Below are 19,785 nucleotides of genomic sequence, written 5' to 3'. Positions count from 1 at the left end.
TGGACGACCGCTTATGGGAATGAGCTGTTCGCCGATGGTTCCCTGCCGGGGACGGCAGTTGACTGGGCCGCATGACAGAGAACACGCGGGACATGACAGTGCTGGTGACAGGCGCCACGGGGCGGACCGGGAGCCGGGTCGCGCGGGCCGCGCGGGCGGCGGGACTGACGGTCCGGGCCGCCTCGCGCGCCACGGGCTTCGACTGGGAGGACGCCTCGACGTGGGCCGGGGCGCTGAGCGGCGCCGACGCGGCCTACCTGGCGCATCCCACGGACGTCGGCTCGCCGGCGGCCACGAAGGCGGTCGGGGCCCTGGCCCGGGAGGCGGTGGGGCTCGGCGTGCGGCGGCTGGTGCTTCTGTCGTCGCGGGGCGAGGACCGGGCCCGGCCCACCGAGGAGGCGCTGGTGACGTCCGGCGCGGACTGGACGATCGTACGGGCGTCGTGGTTCTCGCAGAACTTCAGCGAGGGCCCGCTGGTCGAGGGGCTGCGCCATGGGGAGCTGGTCTTCCCGGCCGGCGAGGTGCGGGAGCCGTTCATCGACGTCCGGGACATCGCCGACGTCGTGGTGGCCGCGCTGACCGGGGGCGAGAAGTACACCGGCCAGGAGCTCGAGATCACGGGGCCCCGGCTGCTGACCTTCCGGGAGGCGGTCGCGGAGATCTCGCGGGCCACGGGCGAGGAGCTGACCTACACACCCGTGACGGCGCGGCAGTACGGCGACACGCTGGCCGGTTTCGGAGTGCCGGCCGAGGAGGCCGGGTTCCTCGTCGAGCTCTTCGAGAGCCTCCTCGACGGCCGCAACTCCCACCTCTCGGACGGCGTCGGGGAGATCCTCGGCCGTGCGCCGCGGGACTTCACCGACTTCGCGCGGGAGGCCGCGGCGGCCGGGGTGTGGAAAGCCTGACGGTCCCTGCCAGGACTCACTCCCGACTCACTCCCCCGGAGGGTGCTCCGTGCCGTTCTTCGGGGCGCGGTGGGTGTGGTGGGTGTTCTTGGCGTGGGTGCGCAGGCGGGACGTCACGTCCTCCGGGGGCAGGAAGCGCGACCAGCGTTCCGGGAACTCGGAGGGCATGTCGGGGTCGTCGGGGTCGGCGTCGTAGGAGCGGTGTGCGGCGGCGCGGGCCACGTACTCGGCGGCCTGGACCTCGCGCATCCGTTCGTTGGCGGCGCGGGCCGCGGCGGTGGCGGCGGCCGGCCAGACCCGGTCGATGGCGGCGTTGACGGCCGCGCCGACCAGGACGGCGAAGGCGGCGACGCCGATCCACAGCAGGACGGCCACCGGGGCGGCGAGCGAGCCGTAGATGGTGGGGCCCTCGATGGTGTTGGTCAGGTAGATGCGCAGCAGGAAGCTGCCGAGGACCCACATGGCGAGGGCGACCAGTGCACCCGGCACGTCCTCCACCCAGGGTGAACGGACGGGGACTGACACGTGGTACAGCGTCGTCAGGAAGGCGACCGACAGGACGATGACGACCGGCCAGTAGAGGATCTGCACGACGGTCGTCGACCACGGCACGATGCTCACCACGGCGTCCGGGCCCGCCACCATCAGCGGGAGCAGGACGGAGCCGATCAGCAGGGCCACGATGAACAGCAGGAAGGACATCACCCGGGTCTTCACGATGCCCCGGGTGCCGTCGAGCCCGTACATCACGGTGATGGTGTCGACGAAGACGTTGACCGCGCGCGAGCCCGACCACAGGGCGAACAGGAAGCCGAGGGAGATGATGTCGGGCCGGCCGCCCTTCATGACGTCGTGCAGGATCGGCTCCGCGATCTGGTGCACGCCCTTCTGCGTCAGCACCGTGCGGGACGCGTCCAGGATGTTGGACTCCAGGCTGGCGATGGTGTCGGCGCCCGTCCAGGCGTCCACGTATCCGAGCAGCCCGATCATGCTCAGCAACAGCGGCGGCACGGACAGGAGCGTGAAGAAGGCGGCCTCGGCCGCCAGCCCCAGGATCCGGTACTCCATGCACGAGTTGACGGTGTCCTTGATCAGCAGCCAGGCGGTCCTGCGCTTGGAGACGTTCCGGTAGAGCACGCGAGCGCGGTGAAAGCGGCCGGGGCGAGGCCGTTCGGAGGTTTCTTTTGCCTGGTGCACGTCCTTACGGTAGCGGTGTGACTCCTCCCCCGGTTAAAGCCGGGGGGCTTCTCGTTACACCAGGTCGGCGTGGCGATGGACCAGCCCGGCCCGTAGAACGTTGACTGCCCCGACTGTGTCGGCGTGCGCGGTGTGGCCGCACAAGAGGCAGCAGAATCTTTCCTGGGTGGGCCGGTTCTCCTCGGCGGTGTGCCCGCAGTGGGGGCAGGTGCGGGAGGTGTTGCGGGGGTCCACGGCGATCACTTCCCGTCCGGCGCTTTCAGCCTTGGCGTGCAGGATCGTCAGGAACACCCCCCATCCGGCGTCAGTGATGCTGCGGTTGAGCCCGGCCTTCGCGGTGGCCCCGTTCGGCAGGAACACGCCTACCTGATCGGGGTCGGGTTTCGGTGCGGGGGCCCTGCTCATGTTGCGGATCTTGAGGTCTTCGTGCGCGATAAAATCGTGTGCGCGGACCAGGTCGAGCGCGGTCTTGTGCGCGTGATCCAGCCGCCGACGCCGGACCTTGCCGTTCAGGTGGGCGACCTTCTCCACGGCCCGCTGGTGATTGGCGGTGCGGTCCTTGGCCTTACAGCGGGGGAACCTGGACAGGGCCTGCTGCGCCGCCTGGAGTTTCGCAGTTGCACGGCGGCCGTGGCGCGGGTTGGGCACGAAGGCGCCGTTCGAGTCGGCGAGGAAGTTCGCGATGCCCAGGTCGATCCCGGCCACACTGCCGGTCGCGAGCAGCGGCTGCGGCCGTTCCTGTTCAGCGGTAAGCACGACGAACCACCTACGGCCCTCGCGCTTGACCGACACCGTCTTGACCCTGCCGGCCACCGGTCGGTGCTGGTTGACCTTGACGTGGCCGACGCCCTGGAGGCGGACGCGGGTGACCGGGTCGTGAGGCGTGGAGTCCCAGCGGCAGCCGTCCCCGTCCTTCGGGAACTCCACCGTGTCGAACCAGTTCACCCCACGAAAGCGAGGGTAGCCCGGGGTGCCGCCTGATTTGACGCGGCGGAAGAACGCCTGCATCGCCTTGTCCAGGCGGCGCAGAGTGGCCTGCTGCGAGCTGAAGGACCAGCGGCCCTGACGCTCCGGGTCGAACGCCCGGATCTCCTTGAGCTGCGCGGACTGCACCCCGTACTTGACGATGGTCTTCGACACGTGCCGGTAAGCGTCGCGGCGTTCCTGCAAGGCCCCGTTGTAGAGGGAGCAGTGGTCCCGCAGCATCTCGCCCAGCGCCTGACCCTGGCGGACGGTGGGCCGCAAGAGGAATTTGTACGCACGGATCATCCAGCCCACCCCCTTCGGTCAAGTTCGCTCGATTCCACTATCTTGGCGTATTTCACTCCATTGAGAACCAGATCCTCATATGAAATGAGGAAATGACGCAATCCACCACCTTCACACCCACTTGGCGTTCGTGACGAAGTACCGGCGTGAGATCTTCGACGGTGAGATGCTGAGGCGCTGCGAGGCGATCATGCGGGACGTGTGCGAGAGCTTCGACGCCAGGCTGCACGAGTTCGATGGTGAAGGCGATCACGTCCACCTGCTCGTGCACCACTCGCCGAAAACGCCCTGCCCAAGCTCGTCAACTCCCCCAAGGGCGTCAGCTCCCGACACCTGCGGGCGGAGTACACCGGCCAGATCAACCGGACCGACACCCGGACGGCGTTCTGGTCCCCGTCGTACTTCGCGGGATCCCGCGGCGGCGCACCGTCGGCCATCGTCCGGGACCACATCGAGAACCAGAAGCGGCCGGTCCGATCGTCACCCCGCAGCGCAGAGAACTCCTGGCGCTCCGCGCCTCCGGGCCGAGGATCGTATTCCCGCCTGGCCTGAAGGCCGGGAATCCCTGCGAAAATCAGGGGATGGCAGCCAGCACCCACACCGTGACCAACCAGGCTCCCCCCCTGGTGGGATATGACGTTTTCACCGCCGACCGAGCCCTCGGCGAGGCGGTCGACCGGCATCTCGATCCAGAGCTTCTGCCGGAGGCGCGCGAGGAACTGTCGGCACTCGGCCGGACGACCGGTTCCGCCCAGGTCCAGGAGTGGGGTGCGCTGGCCAACGAGAATCCGCCGAAGCTGCGCACCCACGACCGCTACGGCAACCGGATCGACGAGGTCGACTTCCACCCGTCCTGGCACCGCCTCCTCGGCAAGGGCGTGTCGGCGGGGCTGACGTCGGCCTGGACCCGCCCCGGCGGACACGTCAGGCGCGCGGCGGGCTTCGTGGTCTGGACGCAGGCCGAGGCGGGCAACGGCTGTCCGCTGTCGATGACCCACGCGGCGGTGCCCGCGCTGCGCACCGACCCGGCGCTCGCCGCCGAGTGGGAGCCGCGGCTGACGGCCACCGTCTACGACCAGGAGCTGCGGCCCGCCGCTCGGAAGGCCGGCGTGCTCTTCGGTATGGGCATGACCGAGAAGCAGGGCGGCAGCGACGTACGCGCCAACACGACCGAGGCCCGGCCGCTCGCCGAGGACGGGACGTACGCGCTGACCGGGCACAAGTGGTTCTGTTCGGCGCCGATGTCGGACGGCTTCCTGGTGCTGGCGCAGGCTCCGGGCGGGCTGACCTGCTTCCTGGTGCCGCGCGTCCTGGAGGACGGCACCCGGAACGTCTTCCGTATCCAGCGGCTCAAGGACAAGCTCGGCAACCGGTCCAACGCGTCGAGCGAGGTCGAGTTCGACGGGACGTGGGCGCGCCGGGTGGGCGAGGAGGGGCGCGGGGTGCGCACCATCATCGGGATGGTCGCGGCGACCCGGCTGGACTGTGTGCTCGGCTCGGCGTCGCTGATGCGGCAGGCGGTCGCGCAGGCGATCCATCACTGCACCTACCGCGAGGCGTTCGGCGGCCGGCTTCTCGACAAGCCGCTGATGCGCAACGTCCTCGCCGATCTGGCGCTGGAGTCGGAGGCGGCGACGACCCTGGCGATGCGGCTCGCGGCGGCGTACGACGACGGGAGCGAGCAGGAGCGGGCGTTCCTGCGGCTCGCGGTGCCGGCCGCCAAGTACTGGGTGACCAAGCGGTGTACGCCGGTCGCGGTGGAGGCGCTGGAGTGTCTGGGCGGCAACGGCTACGTCGAGGAGTCCGGAATGCCGCGGCTGTTGCGGGAGTCGCCGCTCAACTCCATCTGGGAGGGCGCGGGCAATGTGCAGGCGCTGGACGTCCTGCGCGCTCTGCAGCGGGAGCCGGGGGCTCTGGACGCGTATCTGCGGGAGGTGGGCCGGGCCCGCGGCGCCGACCACCGGCTGGACGGGGCCATCAAGAACCTGCTGACGGAACTCGCCGACCTGGACGGCATCGAGGCCCGTGCCCGCCGGCTGGTCGAGCGGATCGCGCTGGTGCTCCAGGGGTCGCTGCTCGTCCGGTACGCGCCCCCGGAGGTCGCCGACGCGTTCTGCGCCTCGCGTCTGGGCGGTGACTGGGGCACGGGGTTCGGCACGCTGCCGCACAGTCTGGATCTGGCCACGGTGGTGGAGCGGGCCCGGCCGGTGGCCTGAGGAGAGCGCTGACGCGGGGGTGGTGCTGCGCCGACACGGCACCACCCCCGCCGCTCGCCCCGTTCAGGAGCTCGGACACCGCACGGGCGGCATCGCTGTCAGTTTCAAGGAACCTTGTGACCGTTGGCGAGAGTTGCAGACCGTTGCATTCCTTTGTGCACCTTGTGGGAAGGCCCGGCGGACGCGGCCGAGAGCAGGCACGATGTGGGATGACGGCGGTGACGCGGCCCGTACGAGGTCCTGGTTTCGGGAGTGCTCTGTGAAGACCACATCGTTCAACCCAGCCCGGTTCGCACCGTCCGACGCGTCCGAGGCTGCGGAGCACCGCCGGCAGACGTGGGCCGCGTCGGTCAAGGGCGAGCCCGGCGTGTTCGCCCCGCGTCCGGTGATCGGCCGGTCCTGGCAAAGAGCGAAACGTTTTGGCATCAATCCCGAACAAGGAACGGACAGCACCCTTCTCCATTCCGACGAACTCGAACACCGGCGGACCTCCACCGCGCTCGCCGATGTGATGCCGACCCTTCACGGCGGCCTCGGGACGGTCGCCGACGCCTCCCTCCAGATCATGGTGGTCACCGACCCCGAGGGCCGGGTGCTGTGGCGCGAGGGGAACCCGGGCGTACTGCGCCGCGCCGACGGCATCTGCCTGGAGGAAGGCGCCGCCTGGAGCGAGGACACCACCGGCACCAACGCCATCGGAACCGCCCTGTCGGCGGACGCCCCCGTCCAGGTGCACTCCGCCGAGCACTTCGTGCGCACCCTGCACGACTGGACGTGCGCCGCCGCCCCCGTCCACGACCCGCGCGACGGACGGCTGCTCGGGATCATCGACGTGAGCGGCCCGGACAGCACCTTTCATCCCGCCACCCTCGCTCTGGTCGACACGGTGTCCAGACTGGCCGAAAGCGAACTGCGCACCGCGCATCTGACGGCCATCGAGCGGCTGCGCGCGGTGGCCGCGCCCCTGCTGTGCCGGCTGGACGGTCCGGCGCTCGTGGTGGACTCCCACGGCTGGCTCGCCGCCGTCACCGGAATGCCGCCCGTGGACCGGGTCCCGCTGCCCGACTCCTTCGGCGCGGGCCGCACCTGGCTGCCCTCCCTCGGAACGTGTGTCGCCGAACCGATGCCCGGCGGCTGGCTGCTGCGCGTCACCGGCGCCGACGACCTGGGAAGCGCCGGGCGGGTGGTCCTCGACCTCGGCGAACCCCGGCGCCCGCACATCACCGTCTCGGGCACGGCGGGCAGTTGGGCCCAGGACCTGAGCCCGCGGCACGCCGAACTGCTCTACGTCCTCGCCGTGCACCGGCAGGGACGCAGCGCCGCGCAGCTCGCGGTCGACCTCTTCGGCGACCCCACCCGCACGGTCACGGTCCGCGCCGAACTCTCCCGCGTACGCCGCCGGCTCATCGGGCTCCTCGACCACCGTCCGTACCGCTTCCGCGAGGAGGTGGAGGTCGAGGTCCTGCTGCCGGACGACCCCCGGGACCTGCTGCCGCACTCGACCGCGCCCGCGGTGCTCGGAGCACGCGCGACGGCCGGACCGGACCCCTCGTGAAGGCGAGAAGGGGTGAAGCGGGCGTATTTCGGGGGCGTCTTCCGCGGTCTTCGACCTGGCCGGGGGGTCTCTGCCGTAGCATCCACTCCACAGGCCACCCCACCCGTCTCTCCGTCAACGCCCTCGGCGGGGGAGGCAGTTGGCCTATCCGGGAGGACGCATGAAGCAGCGCGGCAGACACCGTCGTCGACGAAGAGGACAGGCGCTGCGCGCCACGCTCACCGGAACCGCGCTCGCCCTCACCGCGGCCGCCACCCTGATCAGCACCTCGCAGGCCACCGGCGCCAACAGTCCGGGCGGCCTCACCCCGCTCCGCACCGGCGCCTCCTCGCAGCTGAGCCTGCACGAGAACCTCGCCTCCCGGGACGCGCTCGACACGCTCAGCGGGAACATGGGCGGCAACGTGGGCGTCGACGGAGTCCTGCGCGACGCCGACCGCCCGATGCGGAACACCGCCGACTGCTCGGCGGACGAGCGGGCCGCGCTCCCCGTCGAGCCCACGGCCACCCGCGCCTACTGCTGGGGCGACGACGACGCGCGGACCTCGGGATGGCAGCCGCGTTCCGTGACGACGTCCGGTGACGCCGAAGACGACGGCACCTGGGGCACGCACCGGGTGATCCTCGCCGGCTGGACACACCGAGACGGCCGCGCGGCCGCACCGGACCGGGACGAGGGACTGGCCCGGATCGCCGTCGTCGACGCGACCGATCCGGACGCCCTCCGCTACCGCTGGGTCCTGCTGGTCGCCCCACGGGCCGGCGGCAAGGACTTCACGGCGGTACACGCCGGCCTCGGCGGCATGGTCTGGTACCAGGACAAGCTGATCGTCACCGCGGACCACGGCGAGGGCCTGCTCGTCTTCGACCTGCACCGGCTGCTGCGGACCGACGTGGACAGCGGCGCCGTGGGCCGGGTGGGCCACGGCTATTCGGCCGCCGGCTACCGGTACGTGCTCCCCGCCATCGGCTCGTACGACCTGGAGGGCGGCTCGTGCGCCCGCGACCGCGCGGTCCCCTGTATCGGCTCGCTCTCCCTGGACCGTACGACCGCTCCCGACAGCCTGGTCGCGACGGAGGCCGCGGACGACCGTCCGGAGCGCACCCGCCTGTGGCGGTACGCGTTCAGCACCGCCGCGTACCGCACCGGACTGCTCGCCGACGCCCAGGGCCATGTGAGCGCGGTCGAGGCCTGGACGACCAAGGGATCCGGGATCTCCGGCGCCCTCTCGCACCGGTCCGCGGGCGACCGCGAGGCCAAGTGGTACATCGGGCGGCCGTCCGACAGCCGCTCCGGGCACGGGTCCCTGTGGCGTCAGAGCACAGAGGGCGCCGAGGCGGCCACGTGCACCGCCGACCGGTCGCACGCATGCTGGGGCCTCGGCACCGGGTCGCTCTCCTACTGGCAGCAGACCGGCGAGCTGTGGAGTCTCACCGGGACGGCGGGCCACCGGGTGCTCTACGCGGTGCCGCTGTCGTCGGTCGACGGCTCGCTCGGATAGCAGCGCGGGCTCGGACAGCGGGGCCGGCCGCCCGGGAACGGGCCGCTCGCCCGGGAACGGGCCGCTCGGACAGCGGGCCCGCGCCCCGTGCTCAGCGGACCGGTCGATGGACGCCGGTCCCTGGACGCCGGTCCCTGGACGGCTTTGGAGAGGCGCCCGGTCGCGTGATTCCCTGGCGGTCATGAGCAGCATCAATGTGACCACCTGGTCCCTGGAGCAGACGGCCCCGGCCGACCTGCTCCCCGCGAGCGCGCCCGACGGCGACCTGCGGATCGTCCGCGCCGAGGTCCCCTCGCCCGAGTTCAGCCGCTTCCTGTACGCCTCGGTCGGCGGGGACATCCTCTGGACGGACCGGCTCGGGTGGACGTACGCGCAGTGGCAGGAGGTCCTCGACCGGCCGGGCACGGAGACCTGGGTCGCCTACGACCGGGGGACCCCCGCGGGCTACGTCGAACTCGACGCCCAGGACGACGGCGTCGTGGAGATCGCCTACTTCGGACTCCTCCCCGCGTTCCGCGGCCGCCGGATCGGGGGCCACCTCCTCTCGTTCGGGACCGCACGCGCCTGGGACCTGGCCGAACGCCGGCCGGGGCGGGCCGGTACGAAGCGCGTCTGGCTGCACACGTGCAGCAAGGACGGCGAGCACGCGATGGACAACTACCAGCGCCGCGGCTTCCGGCTCTTCGACACCAAGGTCGAGCAGGAGGAAGAGGCCGCCACACCGGGGCCCTGGCCGGGCGCGCACACCGTCTGACCCGCTTTGTACCGTGGTGACCACGGCTCCCGGCCCTCCTCGCGGCACCGCGGGAGGGCCGGTCATGTGATCGACAACACCCGCATCCCAAGATTCGGGACAAGGATGTCCACATAATGGATGACGGTGGACTGCCCCGAGATCCCCGTGACACGCTTCCGTCATGTCTGGAACTGGAATTGCCTTGGTGAGTCGGCGGCACGTCGACCTCGGCCGCATGTCCAGCGCCATCTGTCCGGCGAGCTGATCAGCCCAGCAGCGCCGATCCCCCTCTTTTTTGCGACCCTTGCGCAGTGCTGCGCCCATTCTTCCGTATGCACCCGTATGCGCAGGTCAGAGCCGCAGTCAGACCTGCCCCGCAGTCTCGAAGGACGTAACAGCCATGGCCGCCACCCCTCAGGATCCCGTCGTCGCGCCCCGCCGCAAGGTGAGTCGTCACCGCGGCGAGGGCCAGTGGGCCGTAGGTCACTTCACCCCGCTCAACGGCAACGAGCAGTTCAAGAAGGACGACGACGGTCTCAACGTGCGGACACGCATTGAGACGGTCTACTCGAAGCGGGGATTCGACTCGATCGACCCCAACGACCTGCGCGGCCGGATGCGTTGGTGGGGTCTGTACACCCAGCGCAAGCCCGGAATCGACGGCGGCAAGACCGCGATCCTGGAGCCGGAGGAGCTGGACGACAAGTTCTTCATGCTGCGGGTACGGATCGACGGTGGCCGGCTGACCACCGAGCAGCTCCGTGTCATCGGCGAGATCTCGCAGGAGTTCGCCCGCGGCACCGCCGATCTCACCGACCGTCAGAACGTCCAGTACCACTGGATCCGCATCGAGGACGTTCCGGAGATCTGGAACCGCCTGGAGGCCGTCGGCCTGTCCACGACCGAGGCCTGCGGTGACACACCCCGCGTCATCCTCGGCTCGCCCGTCGCCGGCATCGCCGAGGACGAGATCATCGACGGCACCCCTGCCATCGAGGAGATCCACCGCCGGGTCATCGGCAACAAGGACTTCTCCAACCTGCCCCGCAAGTTCAAGACCGCGATCTCCGGCTCGCCGCTGCTCGACGTGGCGCACGAGATCAACGACGTCGCCTTCGTCGGCGTGAACCACCCGGAGCACGGCCCCGGCTTCGACCTCTGGGTCGGCGGCGGTCTCTCCACCAACCCGAAGATCGGTCAGCGCCTGGGCGCCTGGGTGCCGCTCGACGAGGTGGCGGACGTCCACATCGGCGTCCTGTCGATCTTCCGTGACTACGGATACCGGCGGCTGCGCAACCGCGCCCGTCTGAAGTTCCTGGTCGCCGACTGGGGCGTGGAGAAGTTCCGCCAGGTCCTGGAGGACGAGTACCTGAAGCGCAAGCTGGTCGACGGCCCCGCCCCCGACCAGCCCGTCGCCCGCTGGCGCGACCACGTCGGAGTGCACCGGCAGCAGGACGGCCGGTACTACGTCGGCTTCGCCCCGCGCGTCGGCCGCGTCGACGGCGCCACCCTGACGAAGATCGCCGAGCTGGCCGAGGCGCACGGCTCGGGCCGGCTGCGCACCACCGTCGAGCAGAAGATGATCGTGCTCGACGTGGAGGAGGCGCAGATCGACTCGCTCGTCGAGGGCCTGGAGGCTCTCGACCTGACCGCCCGCCCCTCCACCTTCCGGCGCGGCACGATGGCCTGCACCGGCATCGAGTACTGCAAGCTCGCGATCGTCGAGACCAAGGCGCGCGGTGCCTCCCTGATCGACGAACTCGAGCGCCGCATCCCCGAGTTCGACGAGCCCATCACCATCAACATCAACGGCTGCCCCAACGCCTGCGCCCGTATCCAGGTCGCGGACATCGGTCTCAAGGGCCAGCTGGTCCTCGCCGAGAACGGTGAGCAGGTCGAGGGTTACCAGGTGCACCTGGGCGGTGCGCTCGGCCTGGAGGCCGGATTCGGCCGCAAGGTCCGCGGCCTGAAGGTCACTTCGGACGAGCTGCCCGACTACATCGAGCGTGTCCTGAAGCGTTTCCAGGCGGAGCGCGAGGACGACGAGCGCTTCGCCGCCTGGGCCGCGCGTGCCTCCGAGGAGGCCCTGTCGTGAGCGAGCGTGCCGCTCCGTTCTACTGCCCCTACTGCGGAGACGAAGACCTGCGACCCAGCGAAGAGGGCCACGGCGCGTGGGAATGCGCGGCGTGCAACCGAGCCTTCCAGCTGAAGTTCCTGGGACTGCTGTCCCGGGGCGTCCAGCGGGAAGAGCGTGGAGGGGCGGAGATATGACGGCCATTCAGCAAGAGCGCACGGGCGAGGACTTGAAGAGCCTGGCCGAGCGGGCGGGGCGCGACCTGGAGGACGCCTCCGCGCTGGAGATCCTCCGGTGGGCGGTGGACACCTTCGGCGGGAAGTTCTGCGTGACCTCCTCCATGGAGGACGCGGTCGTCGCCCATCTCGCCTCCCGCGCCCGGCCCGGTGTGGACGTGGTGTTCCTCGACACCGGCTATCACTTCCCGGAGACGATCGGCACGCGTGACGCGGTCGAGGCCGTGATGGACGTCAACGTCATCACCCTGACCCCGCGTCGGAGCGTGGCCGAGCAGGACGCCGAGCACGGGCCGAAGCTGCACGACCGCGACCCGGACCTGTGCTGCGCCCTGCGCAAGGTCAAGCCGCTCGAAGAGGGCCTGACCGCCTACGACGCCTGGGCGACCGGGCTGCGCCGCGACGAGTCGGAGACCCGGGCGAACACCCCGGTCGTCGGCTGGGACGAGAAGCGGCGGAAGGTCAAGGTCTCGCCCATCGCCCGCTGGACGCAGGCGGACGTGGACGCGTACGTCGCCGAGCACGGGGTCCTCACCAACCCGCTGCTGATGGACGGTTACGCCTCCGTCGGCTGCGCGCCGTGCACCCGCCGGGTGCTGGAGGGCGAGGACGCGCGCGCCGGCCGGTGGGCGGGCCGTGCGAAGACCGAGTGCGGGCTGCACGGATGACGACGACCACGACGGACACCGCGCCCGGCGCGGCCCCCACGATTTCCCAGGAGCAGCAAGTGACGAGCGGAGCCACTGTCTGGCTCACGGGTCTGCCGAGTGCCGGCAAGACCACCATCGCCTACGAACTGGCGGGCCGGCTCCGCGAGGAGGGCCACCGCGTCGAGGTCCTCGACGGCGACGAGATCCGCGAGTTCATCTCGGCGGGCCTCGGCTTCGGCCGCGAGGACCGGCACACGAACGTGCAGCGGATCGGCTTCCTGGCCGAACTGCTGGCCCGCAACGGTGTGAAGGCGCTCGTCCCGGTCATCGCTCCGTACGCGGACAGCCGCGAGGCGGTGCGCGGGCGCCACCAGGAGAACGGGACGACGTACCTGGAGGTGCACGTGGCGACCCCGGTCGAGGTGTGCTCCGTACGGGATGTGAAGGGTCTGTACGCCAAGCAGGCCGCGGGCGAGCTCACGGGGCTGACCGGGGTCGACGACCCGTACGAGGCGCCCGAGGCGCCCGACCTGCGCATCGAGTCGCACACCCAGACCGTGCAGGAGTCCGCCGCCGCGCTGCACGCGCTGCTCACCGAGAAGGGTCTCGCATGACGACCGTCGCCAGTGTCTCCGAGGAGACCGAGAGCAGCCCGTACGCGCTGTCGCACCTGGACGCGCTGGAGTCGGAGGCCGTCCACATCTTCCGTGAGGTGGCGGGTGAGTTCGAGCGGCCGGTGATCCTGTTCTCCGGTGGCAAGGACTCGATCGTGATGCTGCATCTGGCGCTGAAGGCGTTCGCCCCGGCGGCGGTGCCCTTCACGCTGCTGCACGTGGACACCGGGCACAACTTCCCCGAGGTCCTCGAGTACCGCGACCGGACGGTGGAGCGGCACGGGCTGCGCCTGCACGTCGCCTCGGTGCAGGACTACATCGACCGTGGCGTGCTGCGCGAGCGTCCCGACGGGACGCGTAATCCGCTGCAGACGCTGCCGCTGACCGAGAAGATCCAGTCCGAGCGTTTCGACGCCGTGTTCGGCGGCGGACGCCGGGACGAGGAGAAGGCCCGCGCCAAGGAGCGGGTGTTCTCGCTGCGCGACGAGTTCTCGCAGTGGGACCCGCGCCGCCAGCGCCCCGAGCTGTGGAACCTCTACAACGGCCGTCACGCGCCCGGCGAGCACGTCCGCGTGTTCCCGCTGTCCAACTGGACCGAGCTGGACGTGTGGCAGTACATCGCCCGTGAGGGCATCGAGCTGCCCGACATCTACTTCGCGCACGAGCGCGAGGTCTTCCAGCGGTCGAACATGTGGCTGACCGCGGGCGAGTGGGGCGGTCCGAAGGACGGCGAGACCGTGGAGAAGCGGCTCGTGCGCTACCGGACGGTGGGTGACATGTCCTGCACCGGCGCCGTCGACTCCGACGCGACCACGCTGGAGCAGGTGATCACCGAGATCGCCGCGTCCCGGCTCACCGAGCGGGGCGCGACCCGCGCCGACGACAAGATGTCCGAGGCCGCGATGGAAGACCGCAAGCGCGAGGGGTACTTCTAGACATGACCAGCACCACCGAACCCGCCGAGCCCTTGTCGGTCGAACAGCTGACGGCGACCACCCTGCTGCGTTTCGCGACCGCGGGCTCCGTCGACGACGGCAAGTCCACCCTGGTCGGACGCCTGCTGCACGACTCCAAGTCGATCCTCACGGACCAGCTGGAGGCCGTCGAGCACGCCTCGCGCAACCGCGGCCAGGACACCCCCGACCTGGCCCTGCTCACCGACGGCCTGCGCGCCGAACGCGAGCAGGGCATCACCATCGACGTCGCCTACCGCTACTTCGCCACCGCCCGGCGCCGGTTCATCCTCGCCGACACCCCCGGGCACGTGCAGTACACGCGCAACATGGTCACCGGCGCCTCCACCGCCGACCTGGCCGTCGTGCTCGTCGACGCCCGCAACGGCGTCATCGAGCAGACCCGCCGCCACGCCGCCGTCGCCGCGCTGCTGCGCGTCCCGCACGTGGTCCTGGCCGTCAACAAGATGGACCTCGTCGAGTACAAGGAGTCGGTGTTCGCGGCGATCGCCGAGGAGTTCACCGCCTACGCCTCCGAGCTGGGCGTCCCCGAGATCACCGCGATCCCGATCTCCGCGCTCGCCGGTGACAACGTGGTGGACGCTTCCGCCAACATGGACTGGTACGGCGGCCCCACCGTCCTGGAACACCTGGAGACCGTCCCGGTCAGCCACGACCTGGCACACTGCCACGCCCGGCTGCCCGTGCAGTACGTGATCCGCCCGCAGACCGCCGAGCACCCCGACTACCGCGGCTACGCCGGCCAGATCGCGGCCGGCTCGTTCCGCGTCGGCGAGAGCGTCACCGTGCTGCCGTCGGGCCGCACCACGAAGGTCGCCGGGATCGACCTGCTGGGCAAGCCGGTCGACATCGCCTGGACCCCGCAGTCGGTGACCCTCCTGCTGGAGGACAACATCGACGTCTCGCGCGGTGATCTGCTCGTGCCGAGCAAGGACGCGCCGCCGACCACCCAGGACGTCGAGGCGACCGTCTGCCACGTCGCCGACGAACCGCTCACCGTCGGCCACCGGGTCCTGCTCAAGCACGGCACCCGCACGGTCAAGGCGATCGTCAAGGACATCCCGTCCCGGCTGACCCTGGACGACCTCTCGCTGCACCCGCACCCGGGCCGGCTGATCGCCAACGACATCGGCCGCGTCAAGATCCGCACCGCCGAGCCGCTCCCGCTCGACTCCTACGCCGACTCCCGCCGTACCGGCGCGTTCATCCTCATCGACCCCGCCGACGGCACCACGCTGACCGCGGGCATGGTCGGCGAGTCGTTCGCGGCGCCGCAGCCGGTCAAGGACGAGTCCGACGACGACGGCTGGGACTTCTGACATGAACCCCGTCGACATCTACTCCACGTTCGCGAAGGAGGGCGGCCGCGTCGGCAGCGGCGTCCTCGGCAGCGGGCAGGGCGGGGTGGCGCGATGTGCGCGATGACGTACGCGCACTGCCTGCGCGCCCTCACCCCCCACCGCCTGCGCAAACGAAGACCTGCCGACCTCCCGGCCACGACCTGAGAAAGGCGTGACCGCCGGGCCGACGAGAGGAAACCCTCCCGTGCCTGCCATCCGCTCCACGCGCACCAAGCTGCTGGGCCGCGGCATAGCCATCGTCACCGCTCTCCCCCTGCTCGCGCTCGCCGCGTGCAGCTACGGCTCCGAGGCCAAGGACGACAACTCCGCGGCCAAGGTCGCCGTCGGCTCGAAGAAGATCGACGGACTCGACTCCGTGAAGATCGGCTACTTCGGCAACCTGACGCACGCCACCGCGCTGGTCGGCAACCAGAAGGGCTTCTTCCAGAAGGAGCTCGGCGCCACGGCCGCGAAGTACCAGATCTTCAACGCCGGGCCCTCGGAGATCGAGGCGCTCAACTCGGGCTCCATCGACATCGGCTGGATCGGTCCTTCGCCGTCCATCAACGGATTCACCAAGTCCGAGGGCAAGAGCCTGCGGATCATCGGCGGTTCGGCCTCGGGCGGCGTCAAGCTCGTGGTGAACCCCAAGAAGATCACGTCCCTGAAGGACGTCAAGGGCAAGAAGATCGCGACGCCGCAGCTCGGCAACACGCAGGACGTCGCGTTCCTCAACTGGGCCGCGGAGCAGGGCTGGAAGGTCGACGCCCAGAGCGGCAAGGGTGATGTGTCGGTCGTCCGCACCGACAACAAGATCACCCCGGACGCCTACAAGTCCGGCTCCATCGACGGCGCCTGGGTGCCGGAGCCGACCGCGTCCAAGCTGGTCGCCGAGGGCGGCAAGGTACTGCTCGACGAGTCGGACCTGTGGCCCGACAAGAAGTTCGTGATCACGAACATCATCGTGTCGCAGAAGTTCCTCGAGGAGCACCCGAAGGTCGTCGAGGCGGTCCTCAAGGGCTCGGTCGAGACCAACAAGTGGATCAACGCCAACCCGGACGAGGCGAAGGCTTCGGCGAACAAGCAGCTCGAGGCCGACTCCGGCAAGGCGCTGCCGGCCGCCGTCCTCGACCCGGCCTGGAAGTCCATCCAGATCACCGACGACCCGCTGGCCTCCACGCTGAACAGCGAGGCGGACCACGCGGTGAAGGCCGGTCTCCTGGACAAGCCGAACCTGACCGGCATCTACGACCTGGCGCTCCTGAACAAGGTCCTCGCCGCCGCCGGCGAGAGCACGGTCGACGACGCCGGTCTCGGCGTCAAGTAAGTCCGTATCCCGATGAGTTCCCAGGAGGTGACGACCATGGCAACGACACTCGCCAAGGCCGCCGACGGCGCCGACACGACGGAGTACGCCGCCCGCATCGAGCACGTCTCGAAGTCCTTCGCCGGACCCGCGGGACCCCAGCTCGTCCTCGACGACATCACCCTCGATGTCGCGCCGGGCGAGTTCGTCACCCTTCTGGGGGCCTCGGGGTGCGGCAAGTCCACACTGCTGAACCTGGTGGCGGGGCTGGACAAGCCCTCCACCGGCACCATCACGACCAACGGGCGCCCGGCTCTGATGTTCCAGGAGCACGCCCTCTTCCCGTGGCTGACCGCGGGCAAGAACATCGAACTCGCCCTGAAACTGCGGGGAGTTGCGAAGGCCGAGCGGCGCGGGCGCGCCGAGGAGCTGCTCGAACTCGTCCGGCTCAAGGGCGCGTACGGCAAGCGGGTGCACGAGCTGTCCGGCGGTATGCGCCAGCGCGTGGCGCTCGCCCGGGCGCTCGCGCAGGACAGCCAGATCCTGCTGATGGACGAGCCGTTCGCGGCGCTGGACGCGATCACCCGGGACGTCCTGCACGACGAGCTGACGCGGATCTGGCGGGAGACGGGACTGTCCGTCCTCTTCGTCACGCACAACGTCCGTGAGGCCGTGCGGCTCGCCCAGCGCGTGGTCCTGCTGTCCTCCCGCCCGGGGCGCATCGCCCGCGAGTGGAGGGTGGACATCCCGCAGCCGCGCCGCATCGAGGACGCCCCCGTGGCGGAACTGTCCATCGAGATCACCGAAGAACTGCGTGGGGAGATCCGCCGTCATGGCCAGCACTGAGACGAAGTCGGACGCGGCCGTCAAGGACAACGACGGGCTGGGCGGTCTGGAGGCGGGCCTCGACGCTCTGGAGTCCTCCGTGGCCGGCCGCAGCTCCTTCGGCACGACGTTCCGGGAGAAGGTGCTCCCGCCGCTGGTCGCGTTCGTGATCGTCGTGGCGGCCTGGCAGGCGCTGATCACCTTCGAGATCGTCGACGACCCGACCAAGCTGCCCTCGCCGTCCGACGTGTGGAGCGAGGTCAAGAACGCCTGGCTCCAGGGCACGCTGCTCGACTACATCTGGACCAGCGTCTCGCGCGGTCTGCTCGGCTTCCTGTTCGCCCTGGTGATCGGGACCCCGCTGGGCCTGCTGGTGGCCCGGGTGAAGTTCGTGCGCGCCGCCATCGGCCCGATCCTGTCGGGCCTGCAGTCCCTGCCCTCGGTGGCCTGGGTGCCGCCGGCGGTGATCTGGCTGGGTCTGAACAACTCGATGATGTACGCGGTGATCCTGCTCGGCGCCGTCCCGTCGATCGCCAACGGGCTGGTGTCGGGCGTGGACCAGGTGCCGCCGCTGTTCCTGCGGGCGGGCCGCACGATGGGCGCGACGGGCCTGCGCGGGACCTGGCACATCGTGATGCCGGCCGCGCTGCCCGGCTATCTGGCCGGTCTGAAGCAGGGCTGGGCGTTCTCCTGGCGCTCCCTGATGGCCGCGGAGATCATCGCCTCCTCCCCCGACCTCGGCGTGGGCCTCGGCCAGTTGCTGGAGAACGGCCGCAACGCCAGTTCCATGCCGATGGTCTTCCTCGCCATCTTCCTCATCCTGTTCGTCGGCATCGCCATCGACCTGATCGTCTTCAGCCCGGTGGAGCGGTGGGTGCTGCGCAGCCGCGGACTCCTGGTGAAGGGCTGACCCCGTCATGAGCAGGCCGGAGCGTCCCGTCCTCGTCGTCATCGCCCACGGCAGCCGCGATCCGCGGCACGCTGCGACGGTGCATGCCCTGGTACGAAGGGTGCGCGCCCAGCGCCCCGGCCTGCGCGTGGAGACCGGTTTCCTGGACTTCAACATCCCTTCCGTGCAGGGGGTGCTGAACTCCCTGGCGGCCGAGGGCGTGCGCGACGTGGTGGCCCTACCGCTGCTGCTGACCCGCGCCTTCCACGCCAAGTCGGACATCCCGGCGGTGCTGCGCCAGGCACCGTCGCGGCTGCGGATCCGGCAGGCGGAGGTGCTCGGCCCGTCCCCGCTGCTGACGGCCGCGCTCGAACGCCGGCTGTACGAGGCCGGGCTGACGCCCGCCGACAAGTCCTCGACCGGGGTCGTACTGGCCTCGGCGGGGTCCACCGACCCGGAGGCGATCGCGGTGATCGCAGAAATCGCGCGGGAGTGGCGGCACACCGGTTGGTGCGCCGTGCGGCCCGCGTTCGCCTCCGCATCCCTTCCCCGCACCGAGGACGCCGTCCGTGAGCTGCGCGCCCTCGGCTGCGAACGCGTCGCCGTCGCGCCGTACGTCCTGGCCCCCGGCTTCCTGCCCGACCGCATCGCCCGGGGCGCCGCCGGGGCGGACATACTCGCCGACGTCCTCGGTCCCGCGCCGGAGGTCGCGCGGACCCTGCTGGACCGGTACGACGAGGCGCGGATGCCGTCGCTGGCGGCGCTGGGAGCCTGACTCCCGGGTTCGGACGCGGCCCGGGAGCCTCCCGGATTCGCGGGCGGCCCGGTGTTCCGCCGGGGTCAGTCGAAGGAGAGGCCGCCCGTCCGGGTCCGCTTGAGCTCGAAGAAGTCGGGGTGGGCGGCGAGGACACGGAAGCTGTCGAAGAGCTCGGCGGCCTTCTCACCGCGCGGGACGGCCCGGAGCACAGGGCCGAACCACACCGTGCCGTCGACGTGGAGGGTGGGGGTTCCCACATAGGCGCCGGTGTCCGCCTCGGTTCCGGCGTCATGGCTGCGGCGCACCGCCTCGTCGTACGCGGGGTCGTGGGCCGCGTCGGCGAGGGCGGCCGGGAGTCCGAGCTCGGCGAGCGCCTCGGCGGTCACCGCGTCGAAGTCCTTGTTGCCCTGCTGGTGGATGCGAGTGCCGAGGGCAGTGTAGAGATCGCGCAGCACCTTCTCGCCGTGCGCCTCGGCCGCGGCGACCGCGACCCGTACCGGACCGATGGACCTGTCCACCAGATCCCGGTACCAGTCGGGGAGTTCGTTGCCGATGTTGTGCAGATAGAGGCTCATGGCGTGGAACCGGAGGTCGAGCGGACGGCTCCGCTCGACCTCCAGGATCCAGCGCGAGGTGATCCAGGCGAAGGGGCAGGCGGGGTCGAACCAGAAGTCGACCCGCGTGGGCGATGTGGTCGTCATACCGTCGAGGCTAGTCACGCGGTGGCGCAGAATCCTGGCC

19 protein-coding genes and 1 pseudogene are annotated in these 19,785 nt (G+C 70.5%); 17 read left to right on the top strand and 3 right to left on the bottom strand.

Annotated elements, in window-relative coordinates; genetic code table 11:
- The first annotated feature begins 71 nt into the window (after window positions 1-71).
- Window positions 72-905, top strand: coding sequence for an NmrA family NAD(P)-binding protein (locus OG410_RS31550; RefSeq protein WP_329302198.1), 834 nt, complete (start codon window positions 72-74; stop codon window positions 903-905).
- Window positions 906-932: 27 nt separating this feature from the next.
- Here OG410_RS31550 and OG410_RS31545 read toward each other — a convergent pair whose 3' ends face one another.
- Together OG410_RS31545 and OG410_RS31540 are read right to left on the bottom strand one after the other, a co-directional pair.
- Entirely contained in the window at window positions 933-2,102 is a 1,170-nt protein-coding gene (locus OG410_RS31545; protein WP_329302197.1) for a YihY/virulence factor BrkB family protein, read from the bottom strand.
- A 54-nt stretch (window positions 2,103-2,156) separates the two neighbouring features.
- Window positions 2,157-3,371 carry an RNA-guided endonuclease InsQ/TnpB family protein gene (locus OG410_RS31540; protein ID WP_329302196.1) on the bottom strand — a complete coding sequence of 405 codons (1,215 nt, stop codon included), beginning with the start codon at window positions 3,369-3,371 and terminating at the stop codon, window positions 2,157-2,159.
- A gap of 100 nt (window positions 3,372-3,471) precedes the next feature.
- Here OG410_RS31540 and tnpA point away from each other — a divergent pair.
- From tnpA to OG410_RS31460, 16 genes and pseudogenes are all read left to right on the top strand, one after another.
- Window positions 3,472-3,842, top strand: a pseudogene (tnpA, locus tag OG410_RS31535) (IS200/IS605 family transposase); the annotation flags it as partial.
- Between the two features lie 110 nt (window positions 3,843-3,952).
- Window positions 3,953-5,587, top strand: a complete 1,635-nt coding sequence (locus tag OG410_RS31530; protein WP_329302195.1) for an acyl-CoA dehydrogenase family protein — start codon at window positions 3,953-3,955, stop codon at window positions 5,585-5,587.
- Window positions 5,588-5,846: 259 nt separating this feature from the next.
- The gene (locus OG410_RS31525; RefSeq protein ID WP_329302194.1) at window positions 5,847-7,142 is read left to right on the top strand and encodes a GAF domain-containing protein; all 1,296 of its coding nucleotides are present in this window, start codon (window positions 5,847-5,849) and stop codon (window positions 7,140-7,142) included.
- A 160-nt stretch (window positions 7,143-7,302) separates the two neighbouring features.
- On the top strand, window positions 7,303-8,643 hold the full coding sequence (locus OG410_RS31520; RefSeq protein WP_329302193.1) for a hypothetical protein: 1,341 nt from the start codon (window positions 7,303-7,305) through the stop codon (window positions 8,641-8,643).
- Between the two features lie 181 nt (window positions 8,644-8,824).
- Window positions 8,825-9,397 carry a GNAT family N-acetyltransferase gene (locus OG410_RS31515; protein ID WP_329302192.1) on the top strand — a complete coding sequence of 191 codons (573 nt, stop codon included), beginning with the start codon at window positions 8,825-8,827 and terminating at the stop codon, window positions 9,395-9,397.
- A gap of 163 nt (window positions 9,398-9,560) precedes the next feature.
- A complete protein-coding gene (locus tag OG410_RS31510) occupies window positions 9,561-9,644 on the top strand; it encodes a putative leader peptide (protein ID WP_309486338.1) in 84 nt (27 codons plus the stop codon).
- A 135-nt stretch (window positions 9,645-9,779) separates the two neighbouring features.
- Complete coding sequence (locus OG410_RS31505) at window positions 9,780-11,474, top strand: nitrite/sulfite reductase (protein ID WP_329302191.1); 1,695 nt, start codon at window positions 9,780-9,782, stop codon at window positions 11,472-11,474.
- The gene (locus OG410_RS31500; RefSeq protein WP_261704338.1) at window positions 11,471-11,650 is read left to right on the top strand and encodes a hypothetical protein; all 180 of its coding nucleotides are present in this window, start codon (window positions 11,471-11,473) and stop codon (window positions 11,648-11,650) included. Before OG410_RS31505 ends, OG410_RS31500 begins: the two co-directional genes overlap by 4 nt.
- Complete coding sequence (locus OG410_RS31495; protein ID WP_329302190.1) at window positions 11,647-12,357, top strand: phosphoadenylyl-sulfate reductase; 711 nt, start codon at window positions 11,647-11,649, stop codon at window positions 12,355-12,357. The genes OG410_RS31500 and OG410_RS31495 overlap by 4 nt, the downstream gene beginning before the upstream one ends.
- Complete coding sequence (gene cysC / locus OG410_RS31490) at window positions 12,354-12,953, top strand: adenylyl-sulfate kinase (RefSeq protein ID WP_329302189.1); 600 nt, start codon at window positions 12,354-12,356, stop codon at window positions 12,951-12,953. Before OG410_RS31495 ends, cysC begins: the two co-directional genes overlap by 4 nt.
- Entirely contained in the window at window positions 12,950-13,888 is a 939-nt protein-coding gene (gene cysD, locus OG410_RS31485; RefSeq protein WP_328446894.1) for a sulfate adenylyltransferase subunit CysD, read from the top strand. The genes cysC and cysD overlap by 4 nt, the downstream gene beginning before the upstream one ends.
- 2 nt (window positions 13,889-13,890) lie before the next feature.
- Window positions 13,891-15,246, top strand: coding sequence for a sulfate adenylyltransferase subunit 1 (locus tag OG410_RS31480; RefSeq protein ID WP_329302188.1), 1,356 nt, complete (start codon window positions 13,891-13,893; stop codon window positions 15,244-15,246).
- A gap of 226 nt (window positions 15,247-15,472) precedes the next feature.
- Window positions 15,473-16,594 carry an aliphatic sulfonate ABC transporter substrate-binding protein gene (locus OG410_RS31475; RefSeq protein WP_329302187.1) on the top strand — a complete coding sequence of 374 codons (1,122 nt, stop codon included), beginning with the start codon at window positions 15,473-15,475 and terminating at the stop codon, window positions 16,592-16,594.
- A gap of 36 nt (window positions 16,595-16,630) precedes the next feature.
- Window positions 16,631-17,419, top strand: coding sequence for an ABC transporter ATP-binding protein (locus OG410_RS31470; protein WP_329302186.1), 789 nt, complete (start codon window positions 16,631-16,633; stop codon window positions 17,417-17,419).
- On the top strand, window positions 17,406-18,308 hold the full coding sequence (locus OG410_RS31465; protein ID WP_329302185.1) for an ABC transporter permease: 903 nt from the start codon (window positions 17,406-17,408) through the stop codon (window positions 18,306-18,308). The genes OG410_RS31470 and OG410_RS31465 overlap by 14 nt, the downstream gene beginning before the upstream one ends.
- A gap of 7 nt (window positions 18,309-18,315) precedes the next feature.
- A complete protein-coding gene (locus OG410_RS31460) occupies window positions 18,316-19,062 on the top strand; it encodes a sirohydrochlorin chelatase (protein ID WP_329302184.1) in 747 nt (248 codons plus the stop codon).
- Between the two features lie 65 nt (window positions 19,063-19,127).
- Here OG410_RS31460 and OG410_RS31455 read toward each other — a convergent pair whose 3' ends face one another.
- Window positions 19,128-19,745, bottom strand: coding sequence for a mycothiol-dependent nitroreductase Rv2466c family protein (locus OG410_RS31455; protein ID WP_329302183.1), 618 nt, complete (start codon window positions 19,743-19,745; stop codon window positions 19,128-19,130).
- Between the last annotated feature and the right edge of the window lie 40 nt (window positions 19,746-19,785).

The sequence above is a fragment of the Streptomyces sp. NBC_00659 genome (assembly GCF_036226925.1).
In the GTDB taxonomy this organism is placed as follows: domain Bacteria; phylum Actinomycetota; class Actinomycetes; order Streptomycetales; family Streptomycetaceae; genus Streptomyces.
Note: the sequence above shows the minus strand (reverse complement) of the source record. Positions and strands in the feature narration are given on the sequence as shown.

What these genes read in the sequence shown, in the direction of transcription:
- OG410_RS31550 (WP_329302198.1), top strand. Translation starts at nt 72, where the DNA reads ATGACAGAGAACACGCGGGACATGACAGTGCTGGTGACAGGCGCCACG.
- OG410_RS31540 (WP_329302196.1), bottom strand. Translation starts at nt 3,371, where the DNA reads ATGATCCGTGCGTACAAATTCCTCTTGCGGCCCACCGTCCGCCAGGGT.
- OG410_RS31530 (WP_329302195.1), top strand. Translation starts at nt 3,953, where the DNA reads ATGGCAGCCAGCACCCACACCGTGACCAACCAGGCTCCCCCCCTGGTG.
- OG410_RS31520 (WP_329302193.1), top strand. Translation starts at nt 7,303, where the DNA reads ATGAAGCAGCGCGGCAGACACCGTCGTCGACGAAGAGGACAGGCGCTG.
- OG410_RS31515 (WP_329302192.1), top strand. Translation starts at nt 8,825, where the DNA reads ATGAGCAGCATCAATGTGACCACCTGGTCCCTGGAGCAGACGGCCCCG.
- OG410_RS31510 (WP_309486338.1), top strand. Translation starts at nt 9,561, where the DNA reads ATGTCTGGAACTGGAATTGCCTTGGTGAGTCGGCGGCACGTCGACCTC.
- OG410_RS31505 (WP_329302191.1), top strand. Translation starts at nt 9,780, where the DNA reads ATGGCCGCCACCCCTCAGGATCCCGTCGTCGCGCCCCGCCGCAAGGTG.
- OG410_RS31495 (WP_329302190.1), top strand. Translation starts at nt 11,647, where the DNA reads ATGACGGCCATTCAGCAAGAGCGCACGGGCGAGGACTTGAAGAGCCTG.
- cysC (WP_329302189.1), top strand. Translation starts at nt 12,354, where the DNA reads ATGACGACGACCACGACGGACACCGCGCCCGGCGCGGCCCCCACGATT.
- cysD (WP_328446894.1), top strand. Translation starts at nt 12,950, where the DNA reads ATGACGACCGTCGCCAGTGTCTCCGAGGAGACCGAGAGCAGCCCGTAC.
- OG410_RS31480 (WP_329302188.1), top strand. Translation starts at nt 13,891, where the DNA reads ATGACCAGCACCACCGAACCCGCCGAGCCCTTGTCGGTCGAACAGCTG.
- OG410_RS31470 (WP_329302186.1), top strand. Translation starts at nt 16,631, where the DNA reads ATGGCAACGACACTCGCCAAGGCCGCCGACGGCGCCGACACGACGGAG.
- OG410_RS31465 (WP_329302185.1), top strand. Translation starts at nt 17,406, where the DNA reads ATGGCCAGCACTGAGACGAAGTCGGACGCGGCCGTCAAGGACAACGAC.
- OG410_RS31460 (WP_329302184.1), top strand. Translation starts at nt 18,316, where the DNA reads ATGAGCAGGCCGGAGCGTCCCGTCCTCGTCGTCATCGCCCACGGCAGC.
- OG410_RS31455 (WP_329302183.1), bottom strand. Translation starts at nt 19,745, where the DNA reads ATGACGACCACATCGCCCACGCGGGTCGACTTCTGGTTCGACCCCGCC.